An 11,196-nucleotide genomic window follows, 5' to 3' on the forward strand; every position below is an offset into this window, starting at 1 on the left:
TCCCGAGATCACCGATGCCGAACCCCGCGAATGCGCGTGCCCGCACTATCAACCGGTCTGGACCAGTCTCAACTCGCTCAGCAGCAAAGACGCTCAATCAGACCCGAACGTGTGCCCACCAACTGTCGAAGCCGGGCGAATGGGCAAGCCGACTGCCCGTGCGTGGCTCGGTGAACCATCCGGGAGCGCGGCACCGTGTTTCCACGTGGACCTTCTGAACCTCCGGCCGAGCCCCACTGCACGCCACCCTCACCGCGTGGCGCCTTTGGCCGGCAGCGGCGCCGACGCCGCCATGACGGCGGTTCCCGGTCCCCTCATCATCCAGTGACTTACGGAGGATCCTTGTTCAGAGACTCGCGTTCCGCCGAACCTCCCCTCGCCGGGGAGGCGCCGCGGGCGAACACCCGTCGTGGCTTCCTGCGCTCGGCCGCCGTCGCCGGAGCGGCCTCGGCGTTGTCGGCGGGCCTGACCGTCGGCGCCCCTACGGCCCAGGCCGCAACCGTCGCAGATCTCACACTGCCGCCGGCCGGACCGGACATCACCCCGATGCATCTCCGCGTGCCGCAGAGCGCGCTCGACGATCTGCGGCGTCGGCTGGCCGCGGCCCGGCTGCCGGAGGCGGAGACCGTCGAGGACGGCTCCCAGGGCGCCCAGCTCGGCCGGCTGCGCACCCTCGTCCAGCACTGGCGCACCCGGTACGACTGGCGTGACCTGGAGAAGCGGCTGAACGCGGCCGGCCAGTACCGCACGCTGATCGACGGTATGGGGATCCACTTCCTGCACGTCCGGTCCAAGCACCCCGATGCTCTGCCGGTGATCCTCAACCACGGCTGGCCCGGCTCCTTCGTCGAGTTCCTCGACACGATCGGCCCCCTCACCGACCCCACCCGGTACGGCGGCAGCCCCCGCGACGCGTTCCACGTCGTCATCCCCTCGATGCCCGGGTACGGATTCTCCGACCGGCCGACGCGGACCGGATGGGATCCCGGGCGCATCGCCTCCGCGTGGATCGAGCTGATGCGGCGACTGGGCTACCGCCGCTACATCGCCCAGGGCGGAGACTGGGGAGCGGCCGTCACCACGCAGATGGCCAAGCAGCGGCCGGCCGGTCTGCTCGGCGTGCACCTCAACCTGCCCGAGTTCCTGCTGAGCAACACCGCCCTCGGCGACAGCACCCCGGAGGAACAGGCCGCGATCGCCCAGCAGCAGGTCTTCGAGACGCAGGGCTCCGGCTACTTCCGGGAACAGGCCACCCGCCCCCAGACCATCGGCTACGGCCTCGCCGACTCACCCACGGGGCAGGCCGCGTGGATCTTCGAGAAGTTCACGGACTGGACGGACAGCGACCACCGCCCGGAACGCGTCCTCGGCTACGACCGCATGCTCGACGACATCACCCTGTACTGGCTGACGAACACGGCCACTTCCTCGGCGCGGCTGTACTGGGAGGCCACCCGTAACAGCCACGGCCTGACCGTGCTCGACCTGCCGGTCGGCCTCAGCGTCTTCCCCGCGGAACTGGTCCGCACACCGAAGGTATGGGCGCAGAAGGCGTACAAGGACCTCGTCTACTTCAACAACGACATCCCCGCAGGCGGCCACTTCGCCGCGTTCGAGCAGCCCCAGATCTTCACGGAGGAACTGCGGGCCTACGCCCGTCTCGTGCGCTGACTCCCCCGCCCGGCACTCCAAGGGGGGATGCCGGGCGGTTCCACGCCCGGCACAGTGCGTGATGATCTCCTGGACCCCCGCCCCCCGGGCCGGGCTGGAGCAGGCACGGCCTGGTTGCGAGAGGACGGGTCTCCGTGACGACGACGGTGAGGGCCTCGCGCTCGTACAACGAGCCGGTAGACCTGGCTTGTTGAGAGCGCGATCCCGCGTTCGGCCCAGCGGCGGGATGAGGTCGGTGGTGGAGAACATCCCGCGGTCCGCCATCACCTTGCGCAGATGCCAACGCAAGTGCCCTGCTCAGAGCAGTGTTCATGAAGTCGTCGCCGACATGGGTGTACAGCCCCCACCCCGCCGACCGACTGCCTTCCAGAGCTACCTCGACCAGTTCGGGTTACCTCGGCTGAAATCCTGGCGGCCCCCGGGCAGTTGACCGCGCGAGCCCCAAGATCCCCGACACGGTCAAGCCAAGGGCCTGCTCCGCGACGTCGGGCGCGGAGTGCGCGTCGGCGGGCTGCCTGGCATCAGTACGGGGACACCCCCGCGAGCGCACGCGATGGCCGCGGCGTACCCCCTCCTCGGCCTCCTCGGCGCGGACCACACCGAGCTGAACCCTTTGAGCCCCCTACACCGTGCTATGGGTATGAACTCATGCCTGCCCATTGGTGTCTGGCCGAGTGGTGCAACAGGGTCGGACGGCATGGATGTACATCTCTCTGCCGAGAGGCCGCCGATGTTGCTGTCCTCTCTCTGACCTTCCCTGGACAGGGTCGTGAGCTCCCCAACGGAGGAAACATGCCAAAAGCGATCACGCTGACCGACTTCGGCGGTCCTGATGTGTTGCGGTGGACTGATGTCCCGCTTCCCCGGCCGGGCGAGGGGCAGATCAGGGTGAAGGTGAAAGCCGCGGGCATCGGCCCGACCGACCTCGCTCTGCGGTCGGGCCGTCTCAAGGCCTTTTCGCTCCAGCGAAACGCCGTACTCGGCTTCGAGGTGGCCGGCACGGTCGACGCGGTCGGGCCCGGAGTGGACGGAACACAGGTCGGCGACGAAGTGGCAGCGCTGCTTTTCGACCTTGGTGGATACGCCGAATACGCGGTTGCCTCGATGTGGGTCGAGAAGCCACCGTCCGTTCCGTGGGCGGCTGCGGCCTCCCTGCCGGCTTCGGCGGAGGCCGCAGCGGGGGTTCTGCGGCAGTTGGCGGTGAAGACGGGCGACACACTGTTGGTGCTCGGTGGTGGCGGAGCCGTCGGCCTGATCGCCACGCAGTTGGCTGTCGCGCAGGGCATCAAGGTGGTGAGTGCCGTGGGCGCGCGGGACGACGCACTGGTCACGTCCCTGGGGGCCACGCCCGTACGCTACGGCGCCGAACTGGTCGACGCGGTCAGGAGTGTCGGGGCCGTCGACTACGCGTTCGACGCGTCCGGCAAGGGAGTGCTGGCAGACGCGATCGCGTTGACCGGAGCCGCCGACCGGGTCATCACCTTGTCCGACCCCGCCGCGGCGGACTTCGGTGTCACGCTGTCACATCCTGCTCCGGAGCGGGCTCCACACGCGCTGGAGGACACCATGCCCATGCTGGCGCAGGGGCGGCTCCGGCTGCGTGAATACACAACCATGCGCATGCAGGACGCCGGCGAGGCGCACCGCCTGCTGGAGAGCGGTCAGGTGCACGAACGCGTCGTACTGACCCTATGACTTGCGATTAGCGGGCGAACGGCGCCCGGCGCCCCGGATCGGTCCCCTGGACGCCGACCGCATTGACGTACTGAACCAGGCAGGAACGCGCATGCGCGCTTGCGCCTATCCCGGATGCGCGGCGGGCAGAAGGCCGAGTCCCAGGAGGCTCTCCGCGGTGGCCGCGACAGCGTCCTCACTGCTGCGGGGGCTCCAGCCGAGCACGGTACGAGCCTTGTTGTTGCTGACATGGCGGACCTTACCCAGGTTGGGCAGCAGGCCCCTCAACGCCGGGTTGGCCTCGGCGGCCCGGCGTACCGTCTCGTCCGGGAGTTCGATGGCCGGGACGGCACCGGCGGCATCGCCGAGCCGGTCGCGGATGGCGAGCGCGATCCGGTGCAGGGAGACGGCGTCGCCGGCGGCGGCGATGAAGCGTTCGCCCGCGGCCCTGGGGTCGGTCATGGCCTTCAGGTGCAGGTCGGCGGCGTCTCGGACGTCGACGACGGCGAAGTACAGGCGGGGTGTACCCGGCATGGCGCCGCTGAACAGGCCGGTGATCATGCTGATCGAGGAGGAGTGGTCGCCTCCGACGACGGGGCCGAAGATGCCGACCGGGGCGACGGTGGTGAGCTGAAGGCCGTTGCCCTCGCGCGCTACGAAGTCCCAGGCGGCCCGCTCGGCCAGCACCTTGGACCTGATGTAGGCGGGGATGTCGCTGTCCGGGTCGGTCCAGTCGTCCTCGGTGAAGGGCTGTTCGGTGGCGGCCCTGCCGTAGCCGACGGCGGCGAACGAGGAGGTGACCACCACGCGTTCGACGCCTGCGTCGCGGGCCGCGCGCAGCACGCGCAGCGTGCCTTCCCGGGCCGGAACGATCAGGTCGTCCTCGTGGTCGGGCTCGCCGCCCGGGAAGGGGGAGGCGGTGTGCAGGACGTAGCGGCAGCCCGCCACCGCCTCGGCCCATCCCGCGTCCGCGGTGAGGTCCGCCACCACGAACGTGAGCCGCTCCCCCGCGTCCACGCCCATGGCCGCCAAGTCCCTGCGGACCTGCACCTCTCGGCTGAGAGACCGCAGCGTGGTGCGGACCTGGTATCCCTCACCGAGCGCCTGGGCGATCACACGGCCGCCCAGGAACCCGGAGCCTCCGGTGACCAGGACGGTATCGGTCGACGTATCGGTCGACGTGCTGCTCATGGCCAAGCTCCTTTGTCTTTTGATACGCGTACTGGCGGGTCCGCCGGACGCCGTCCGGACGAGGAGGGGGCCGACTGCGACTAACTGGTCAGCGCCGGCAGCAACAGGGCGTCCATGACCGCGATGAGCTGGTCGGCGTCGGCCTCGGTGCCGGTGAAGAGCTTCTCCACGAAAACGCTGCCCATCAGGAACATCTCGACGTGCGCCAGGGCCGGGTTGGCGGCACGGATCGTTCCCCGCTCGACGTGCCGGGCCAGGATCGTGCGCAGCGCGGCGAGGTAGGGGGCGAACAGGACGTCCCGCAGGGCCTGGGCGAGGGCCGGGTCGGACACGACCGCCTGCCAGATCCCCAGGGTCGGGGCACCCTGCGGGTGCGGCGTCGGCATCATGCGGGCCAGCGCCACCAGGTCGTCGCGCAGGCCGCCCGTGTCGATGGGCGGCAGGGTCGGATACTTGCGTGCCGTCATCGCCGTGATCACGAGCCTGGGCTTGTTCTCCCACCGCCGGTACAGCGTGGCCGTGCTCGCTTTCGTCCGTCTGGCCACCTCGTCCACGGTCGCCTGCTCGTAGCCGACCTCGGCGACCAGGTCGAAGGTGACATCGAGGATCTCGCGCTCGCGCTCCTCCGTCAGCCGCTTGCGCCGGTTGGAGGCCGGTGCCTGCTTGCTCATCAGTGACTCCCGCCGTCCAAGTCGCCGGTCCCCGGCCGCCCGTCCGGACAGCCAGTATCGAAAACGTGTTTTCGACTATACGTTTTCGATAAGCGACCGGCAAGTCCGCCGCGAAGCGCGTCGGCACAGCGGTCCCGACGTCGCCCGGGAGGCCCGGAGGATCGGCGGAAGACCGACCACGCACTACGTGGTCCAGCCGTGGAACCGGACACGGCGTGCGCACGACCCTGCGCACTCCCGCCAAGCAGGTGCGTCAGTTACGGAGAGTGTTCGTGCTGCGGGCAGGTACACCTGTCGGCTTCCGCTTTCATCGACGCAGCCACGTTCTTCGTACGCGCGGACCTCGACTTGCGCGTCTTGATGAAGGTGACGTCCGCCGGGGAGGAGCACCGACGTCGGCCGGTGGAGGTGAGGGTGCCCCGCAACACCACCGGCGTCGACGAGATGGCGCTGTCGCTCTCGGCGAAGGGCCTCACCCGCGGTGAGACATCGGCTCATCCCGCCGAGGCGTACGGGGCACAGGTGTCCGAGCAGACCGCCTCCACCATCACCGACAAGGTGATGGACGGCATGGCCCAATGACGGAACCGGCCGCTCGACCGCGTCTGCCCGGTCCTGTTCGTGGACGCCGTCAACGTCAGGATCAGGGACGGACAGGTCGCGAACCGTCCGATCTGCGGGGTGACGGCCGTGACCGTGGACGGCACCCGCGACATCCCCGGCATCTGGGCCGGCGACGGCGGCGGGGGAGCCAAGTACTGGCTGCACGTGTTCACCGGGCTGAAGAACCGCGGCCTGGACGACGTGCTGATGCCGGTCCGCGACGGACTCAGGGGCCTGCCCGAGGCCGTGGAGACCGTCCGGCACCGCCCCCGGTGAGGACGCGTCCACGGAACGGTTTCCGGAGTTCCAGGAAGCGCGGGGCAAGAAGTACCCGGCGATCGCGAAGCCGTGGCCGGACGCCTGGGCCGGGTTCGTGCCCTTCCTCTCCTTCGACGTCGAGATCCGCAAGGCCATCGGCAGCACGAACGCGATCGAGTCCGTCAACACGCGGATACCCAAGGCTGTCCGGGCCCGCGGGCACTTCCCCAACGAGGCAGCCGCCCTCAAGTGCGTCTGCACGGCACTGATGAGCCCGGACCCCACGGGGAAGAGCCGCAAGCGGTGGACCAAACGCCGGAAGGCGCCCCTGAACGCCTTCCAGATCGCCTCCGAAGGACGTCTGAACCCCAGCAACAGCCGACACCTCAACAACCAAAATCAGCCGTTAAATTGACACACCCGTTCGACCAGTCATTTCCACACAAGCGCGTCCCCGCATACGGCGCAATAGCGGCCCTCCTCATCTACATCGGCTACGCCTGGGTGAGCAACTCCGTCGCCCGCTGCGTCGCGCACATCACCGGACGCCACGCCGCCTGACACACAGCCGGGGCTCGGCCTCAACACTCCGACCAAGACCCTGTTGCGGCCGAGCCCCACCTGCCCGACCTCCTGCCCGACCAGGGCAGTCGGCCTCACCGTCCAACAGTCACCTGCCACCACCAGGCCACCCGCTACACTGGCGGCGGTGGTGCAGCCCTCGCAGGCCGCGCTGCCGCAGACCTGTCGGGATCCAGCAGAACGACATTCGTCCAGCTTCGGGCGAATTTCAGACACGTTTTCCGACAGATCCCCGCCTTCGTAGCTCAGGGGATAGAGCACCGCTCTCCTAAAGCGGGTGTCGCAGGTTCGAATCCTGCCGGGGGCACAGCAAAACACCAGGTCAGAGGCCCTTCCGTCCAGCGGACGGGAGGGCCCCCTGCGGTTGCAGCACACATATGGCACCGACGCCGCGACCACCTACAGTTGCTGCTCCCACGGATTGACCACCAGAGCCCCGGTTCGGGCCATGTGCTTGATGTTGCGTGTGGCCACCGTCCAGCCGTTGGCCAAGGCGGTGGCGGCGATCAGGGCGTCCGGTGGGTCGATGCTGGTGCCGGCGGCTTTAAGTGTCTTGTGGATGGTGAGGTAGGCGGCCGCTTCCGGTTCGCCGATCGGTGCGATGCGGTCACGGAATTCATGCCGTACCGCAGCGAGGGCTTGTGCGTAGCGAGCTTGCCTTACGGGATCCGGGGCGGCGGCAACGCCGACCTCAATCTCGGCCACGGTGATCACGCTCAGGAAGCGGTTGGGTCGGGCCGTGGACCGGAACCAGGCCAGGACGCGCGGGTCGGGCTTCGCCCGGGTAGCGAGCTCGGCGACGACATTGGTGTCGAACAGGTAGATCACTCGGCGTCCGTCTGCTCGTCGTAGGAGCGGGCGCCGAACTCCAGCCCCTCAAAAGGTCGGGCGAGCAGGAACTCCTCGAAGCCGTCGTTACTCAGCGTCACCCAGCGGTGCAACATCTCGGGCAGGGCCTCAATCTCCGTGTCGGCAAGCTCCGCGTCGAAGTGCCGACGCTGGTCCTCAGGCAGGGACTCCCGGATGTCACGGATGGTCCGCAGCGGGTGCGACGACGGGGGCGGCGGGTGAGGCACACCGCTCGGAGCTGTGGTCATCGGCATCCCCTCCGCGTGCATCAGGCCCTGTGTGCTGCTGATCCAAGGTTACGGGTTTCCGCCTGCCCGCTCACAGCCTTGGGAGGAGAGCGAGGCATGCGTCATGCCTGGCCGCAGAGCGACAGCCGCAGCTCTTCGGCGTGCGCCTGGTCACCCTCCTCAGCGAGTACCGCCCCCAACCAAGTGACTGGCCGGAACGGATACGGCACACATGAGGCCGGGAATGGCTGAGAACTCGCAAAAACCGTGGAGGGGTGATTTCCCAGCCCAGGCGCACTGGAGGCTACGTTTCCGCAGGTCACAGCGGCGCCCAGGGAAAACTCCTAAAGCGGGTGTCGCAGGTTCGAATCCTGCCGGGGGCATAGAGGAACAACAGGTTAGGGGCCCTTCCGTCCAGCGGACGGGAGGGCCCTTCTGCGGGCGGCACAGTGCTGACCCGACATGCTCGCCTAGTCGACCTCATCCGTGGGGCATCTACAACACACACTGACTAAGGTCGACGACGTCCTCGACAGGCAGAGCGGGGATCGGTTTCAGGCGGCGTGCGGGGTGAAGGTGACGTGGGAGTCGCCCTCGTCGATGGCCAGGTTCAGGGTTCCGTCCAGGGCTTTGGCCAGGCGGCACAGCAGCGGGAGCGTGGGCACGGTGTCGCTAGCCTCCATCCGGGACACTTGGGGCTGCGTCATCCCCGCGCGCTCGGCCAGTTCGGCCTGGGACAGGCCGAGCTCGATCCGGCGGTCGTAGACCGCCTGCCCGAGATCGCCGGCCAGCCGTGCGTCGACATACTCCTGGTCGTACTCCACCGTCTCACCCGCAAGCTGCCGGGCCCGGCGCGTTCTCCATGTGCTGTGATTCATCAGTTCTCCTTGCGCCGATCGTAGGTATGCTCGGCCCGGCCGTGCTTGGACTCGCAGACCTTCTGGGCCTGCTGCGCTCGCTCGACTTCCGCCGCCTCACACATCCTCGTCTTGCGGAACACCGTCAGCAGAACGATCCGCCGCCCGGGAGCGAGCCGGTACGGGATGCGCACAGCAGCGGGCGTCGCGGCCGACGGCAGCGTGGCGCTCACCGTGGCCGCGCCGCTCGTCCTCATGGTCGTGGCGGTGGGAGTGAGCGCGCATGCCGACAGCAAGCGCCAGCAGGCCATCGAACAAGGCCACGGCGATTCTGCTCAACCAGGGCACGCTCGGTGTCTCGCTGAGACTGGATTCGGCCGTGCATGCCATCAACACGGCGCCGGGCAAGGCCGACCGCCGCCTTGCCCGGTGGCAGAGCGCACTCGACAAGCCGCCCGACGGCAAGCCCGTCGAGATCGGCACGCTGACCAAGTCGTTCCCCGGCGTGGACGACCATGGCGGCACGTTCCGTGCCCACCTCGAACTGGTCTCCCTCGCTGTTGCGTTGAAGCGGCGGATCATCATTCACCAGCTTGGCGACGGTGTCATGGTCAACGACCGCGCGACGGACGTGGCGATAGAGATCGCCCGCAGGAAGGACGGCTCGGTGGTGTTCCCCGCACCGACCGTAGCAGCGTAGGCGGTGTCCGAGTGACGTGTGGGTGACGGGCGCCCCCAGACGTGGGGCCGGCCGCCTGTGCGGCTGGCCCCACGGGGGTGCGAATGCACGGCTCAGACGGATCGGTCGGTGGCCAACCGGACAAGTCCCACCCACGCCTCGGGGGTGACCGTCACGACGGGGCCGGATCGGACCTTCGAGTCCCGGATTCGTATGCCGTCGATGGCGGTTGCGACCTCAACGCATTCGCCGCCCCCGCCACTGCTGTAGCTGCTCGTGAACCAGGCCGATACTGGCACAATCGACTCAGTGTGCTGAACACTCATGTCTCTCCCAGCAGTTCCTCGATGAAGGTCAACGACTCACACGGGGTGAGTGCCTGTGACCGGAGAATGCCATATCGAGCTTCGAGCTCACGGATCTTGCCGGCGCCGGTGTAGAGGCGGCTGTCGTCCTGCACCTCGGTGTACGCGATGCGCCGCCCTTCGGCAGTATCGATCAGGTTGAAGGGCCCGCCCAGCCCTGCATGGTCTTCTCGCCCGGTCGGCATCACCTGGATCTCCACGTTGCGGTTCTGCCCTACGAGCAGGATCTGCTCCAACTGGCCTCGGAGTACCGCGAATCCGCCAATCGGCTTTCGCAGTACCACTTCCTCGATGATGAAGCTCAGCAGCGGGGACTGCCGACGGGTGAAGATCTCCTGCCGCACCATCCGGGCCGCCAGACGATGTTCAATGACATCGTCATCAAGTACCGGACGCTGCATGCGGAAAACAGCCCTCGCATACTCCTCTGTCTGCAACAGGCCCGGCGCAGCAAGCGCCGCGTACACGCAGAGGCCGACGGCGCCCGCTTCCAACCGCGCCGCGTCCCGGAAGAACGCCGGATACCGGGCCCGCCCCACCTCCTCCTTCAGCGCCTTCAGCACGCCCCCCGCGTCCAGCACCTCGTCCGCGCGGTCGATGAAGCTCGGCGAGGGGATCCGCCGTCCCTGCTCGAACGATGCGATCGACTGGGCCGCGTAGCCCGTGAGTCTCCCGAACTCCGTCCGGTCCAGGCCGGCCCGGAGGCGCAGCAGCTTCAACTGCCGTCCGAACGCCGCCACCACGCCCGATCCCGGCTCGTCCTCCGGCCTCGGCCCGGCGTCCTCCCGTACGCCCTCGGCCTGCTCCTCCGGCTCCGCCGACTCCACCGATTCCATCAACTCCACCGCCTTCCCGGCCCGGTTCCCCGGCTCAACGCGCCCGCTCCGAACCCGTCACGCGGCGCACCCCGTACACCTCCCGCGCCACCGCGTACAACCGGTACGCGACGGTGTGTCACTACTTGTTCACGTTAAGCCACGTCCGTGACCGTTGGGGTGTGAACAGTGAGATCACTCTCCCCACCGACTCCACCGGTCGCTTCGGGATGCGCTTCAGCTCCACCCCGCGCGGCGCGCGGCTCGCCCGGCATCTCGCCGGGCAGCGGCTCGACGCGTGGGGCATCCCATACGACTGCGAGGCGCACCACACGCTGGCGCTGATCGTCGGTGAGCTGACCGCCAACGCCGTCCGGCACGGCCTGGTCCCCGGCCGGGACTTCCACCTCGCGCTGGCCCTCGACGCCACGGCCGCGACCGTACGGATCGAGGTCACCGACACCCGCGCCGAGGGCGTACCGGCCGTGACGGCGCCGTCGGCGGACCTCCGCGACACCGGCCGCGGCCTGCTGCTGGTGGAGAACCTCGCCGACCGCTGGGCCTGGCGCCCGCGCCCGGACGGCCCCGGCAAGACGGTCTGGGCGGAATACGTGCTGCCGCCGGGATGCCGGCCGACCGCAGTCACGTCCTCCTGCCCGTCGTCCGCCGCCACAGCCAGAGGAAACTCCTGAAGCGGGTGTCGCAGGTTCGGATCCTGCCGGGGCGTGCAGACGGAAGGGCCGGCTCAGGGACG

General features: G+C 68.7%; 11 protein-coding genes, 1 tRNA gene and 3 pseudogenes. 7 read left to right on the forward strand and 8 right to left on the reverse strand.

What is annotated here, in order from left to right; translation table 11 throughout:
- The 3 genes from ABZ862_RS18865 to ABZ862_RS18875 form a co-directional block, all read left to right on the forward strand.
- Positions 1–328 (forward strand): hypothetical protein (locus ABZ862_RS18865; protein WP_360959392.1); only part of this gene is annotated, 328 nt, incomplete at its 5' end.
- Between the two features lie 218 nt (positions 329–546).
- Positions 547–1,671: an epoxide hydrolase family protein gene (locus ABZ862_RS18870; RefSeq protein ID WP_360959820.1), complete on the forward strand. Its 1,125-nt coding sequence runs from the start codon at positions 547–549 to the stop codon at positions 1,669–1,671.
- 792 nt (positions 1,672–2,463) lie between these two features.
- Positions 2,464–3,366: an alcohol dehydrogenase catalytic domain-containing protein gene (locus ABZ862_RS18875; protein WP_360959394.1), complete on the forward strand. Its 903-nt coding sequence runs from the start codon at positions 2,464–2,466 to the stop codon at positions 3,364–3,366.
- Between the two features lie 105 nt (positions 3,367–3,471).
- Here the strand turns inward: ABZ862_RS18875 and ABZ862_RS18880 are convergent, their stop codons facing one another.
- Together ABZ862_RS18880 and ABZ862_RS18885 are read right to left on the reverse strand one after the other, a co-directional pair.
- Entirely contained in the window at positions 3,472–4,536 is a 1,065-nt protein-coding gene (locus ABZ862_RS18880; RefSeq protein ID WP_360959396.1) for an aldehyde reductase, read from the reverse strand.
- 80 nt (positions 4,537–4,616) lie between these two features.
- Positions 4,617–5,207, reverse strand: a complete 591-nt coding sequence (locus ABZ862_RS18885; protein WP_360959398.1) for a TetR/AcrR family transcriptional regulator — start codon at positions 5,205–5,207, stop codon at positions 4,617–4,619.
- 429 nt (positions 5,208–5,636) lie between these two features.
- Here ABZ862_RS18885 and ABZ862_RS18890 point away from each other — a divergent pair.
- Positions 5,637–6,483, forward strand: a pseudogene (locus ABZ862_RS18890) (transposase); the annotation flags it as partial.
- A gap of 401 nt (positions 6,484–6,884) precedes the next feature.
- A tRNA-Arg gene (locus ABZ862_RS18895) sits at positions 6,885–6,957 on the forward strand.
- A 92-nt stretch (positions 6,958–7,049) separates the two neighbouring features.
- Here the strand turns inward: ABZ862_RS18895 and ABZ862_RS18900 are convergent.
- The 4 genes and pseudogenes from ABZ862_RS18900 to ABZ862_RS18915 all read right to left on the reverse strand — a co-directional run.
- Positions 7,050–7,478: a type II toxin-antitoxin system VapC family toxin gene (locus ABZ862_RS18900; RefSeq protein ID WP_360959400.1), complete on the reverse strand. Its 429-nt coding sequence runs from the start codon at positions 7,476–7,478 to the stop codon at positions 7,050–7,052.
- Positions 7,475–7,747 (reverse strand): hypothetical protein, encoded by a 273-nt coding sequence (locus ABZ862_RS18905; protein ID WP_360959402.1) that lies wholly within the window; start codon positions 7,745–7,747, stop codon positions 7,475–7,477. Before ABZ862_RS18905 ends, ABZ862_RS18900 begins: the two co-directional genes overlap by 4 nt.
- 533 nt (positions 7,748–8,280) lie before the next feature.
- Positions 8,281–8,604 (reverse strand): helix-turn-helix transcriptional regulator, encoded by a 324-nt coding sequence (locus ABZ862_RS18910; RefSeq protein ID WP_360959404.1) that lies wholly within the window; start codon positions 8,602–8,604, stop codon positions 8,281–8,283.
- Positions 8,604–8,780: pseudogene (locus tag ABZ862_RS18915) on the reverse strand (type II toxin-antitoxin system RelE/ParE family toxin); the annotation flags it as partial. The gene ABZ862_RS18910 and the pseudogene ABZ862_RS18915, both read right to left, overlap by 1 nt.
- Before the next feature lies 1 nt (position 8,781).
- Between ABZ862_RS18915 and ABZ862_RS18920 the strand changes: the two are divergent.
- A pseudogene (locus ABZ862_RS18920) lies at positions 8,782–9,283 on the forward strand (hypothetical protein); the annotation flags it as partial.
- 92 nt (positions 9,284–9,375) lie between these two features.
- On the opposite strand, the gene ABZ862_RS18925 reads toward ABZ862_RS18920, so the two are convergent.
- Both ABZ862_RS18925 and ABZ862_RS18930 read right to left on the reverse strand, forming a co-directional pair.
- Positions 9,376–9,588: a DUF397 domain-containing protein gene (locus ABZ862_RS18925; RefSeq protein WP_360959406.1), complete on the reverse strand. Its 213-nt coding sequence runs from the start codon at positions 9,586–9,588 to the stop codon at positions 9,376–9,378.
- Positions 9,585–10,463, reverse strand: coding sequence for a helix-turn-helix transcriptional regulator (locus ABZ862_RS18930; RefSeq protein ID WP_360959408.1), 879 nt, complete (start codon positions 10,461–10,463; stop codon positions 9,585–9,587). Before ABZ862_RS18930 ends, ABZ862_RS18925 begins: the two co-directional genes overlap by 4 nt.
- 209 nt (positions 10,464–10,672) lie before the next feature.
- Between ABZ862_RS18930 and ABZ862_RS18935 the strand changes: the two genes are divergently transcribed.
- Positions 10,673–11,134 (forward strand): ATP-binding protein, encoded by a 462-nt coding sequence (locus tag ABZ862_RS18935; RefSeq protein ID WP_360959822.1) that lies wholly within the window; start codon positions 10,673–10,675, stop codon positions 11,132–11,134.
- Positions 11,135–11,196: the final 62 nt, after the last annotated feature.

Source organism: Streptomyces sp. NPDC047000 (assembly GCF_040644295.1).
GTDB lineage: Bacteria > Actinomycetota > Actinomycetes > Streptomycetales > Streptomycetaceae > Streptomyces.